At 66.3% G+C, this 1,077-nt stretch carries 2 protein-coding genes; one reads left to right on the plus strand and one right to left on the minus strand.

Annotated elements, in window-relative coordinates; translation table 11 throughout:
- Positions 1 to 493 (minus strand): TetR/AcrR family transcriptional regulator (locus AB0M20_RS45325; RefSeq protein ID WP_364307850.1); only part of this gene is annotated, 493 nt, incomplete at its 3' end.
- A gap of 119 nt (positions 494 to 612) precedes the next feature.
- Between AB0M20_RS45325 and AB0M20_RS45330 the strand changes: the two genes are divergently transcribed.
- Positions 613 to 996 carry a hypothetical protein gene (locus AB0M20_RS45330; protein ID WP_364307852.1) on the plus strand — a complete coding sequence of 128 codons (384 nt, stop codon included), beginning with the start codon at positions 613 to 615 and terminating at the stop codon, positions 994 to 996.
- Positions 997 to 1,077: the final 81 nt, after the last annotated feature.

Here is a 1,077-nt window from a genome sequence, read left to right on the forward strand (position 1 = left end):
GCTGCGTGGGCGGCAGCGCGATCAGCGTGATCACCACACCCGATGCGGCCGCGTGGATCAGCCGCGCGGCGCGCTCCTCAGTGGTCCGCAGGCGGCCGGCGGCAGCGATCCGCCGGACCTGCCCGGCCAGGATCCGGGCCGCCTCGGCCGCCGCCGGCGACTCCTCCCCGGGCCGGGGCTCGCCGTAGATCAGGGTGTAGAAGGCCGGCTGCGACACCCCGAACCCGACGTGCAGATCCCAGCCGCGGCGCAGGTCCTCGACCGGGTCGTCGCTCTTGCTCATCGCGTTCTTGCCGCGCAGGTACGACTCGAATCCCTCGCTCGCGACGGCGTCGAGCAAACCTTTCTTGTCCTTAAAGATTCGGTAGATCGCCGGAGCCTGCACGCCGGCCAGGGCGCTCACCGCGCGTGTCGACACCGCTTCCCGCCCACCGTCTCTGAGCAGGGCAGACGCGGCGTCCACGATGCGTGAACGGGTGGTCGCGGGAGTCATGTGAGCGACGATAACACCGATCGGTTACCAGCATTTCCGACAAAAATCGGGTGAACCAGTCCGCCTTCGCTGCCCGTAGATCCCCGTCGAGAACACATTGACATCCAACGACGGGAGTGATGATGCGGCAACGACAGGGCATCCGTTTCAACCGGAAGGCGATCGGCGCCACGGTTATCGCCGGTGTGCTGGTGGCCGGCGGCATCACGGGCGTGCAGTACGCATCGGCCGGTGAGAACGCCGCCAAGGTCGGGGATGTCGTGGTCGTGGACGGCCAGCAGTTCAACATCGCCGACTGTGACGAGCTCGAGATCAACGGTGGCACGGTGATCTGCGACGGCGAGGAGCTGGCGCCGGAGGAGGAGCTGGGCGCCGGCGAAGAGGCCAACGCCGCCGCCGCGGCCCTCGAGACCGCGTGTGACGAGTTCGCCGCCGACCAGGCCGCCGCCGCCGAAGAGGAAGCCGGTGCCGAAGAGGAGGCCGGCGCGGAAAAATTAGCATAAAAAATGGGCAACCATGCCGGTTGAAAGCTATAGTTCCTGCAGGGGCAAAAAAGCATAAAAAAACGCTAGCTTTGATAAGCT

It is taken from the genome of Actinoplanes sp. NPDC051633, from assembly GCF_040681735.1.
Classification (GTDB): domain Bacteria; phylum Actinomycetota; class Actinomycetes; order Mycobacteriales; family Micromonosporaceae; genus Actinoplanes.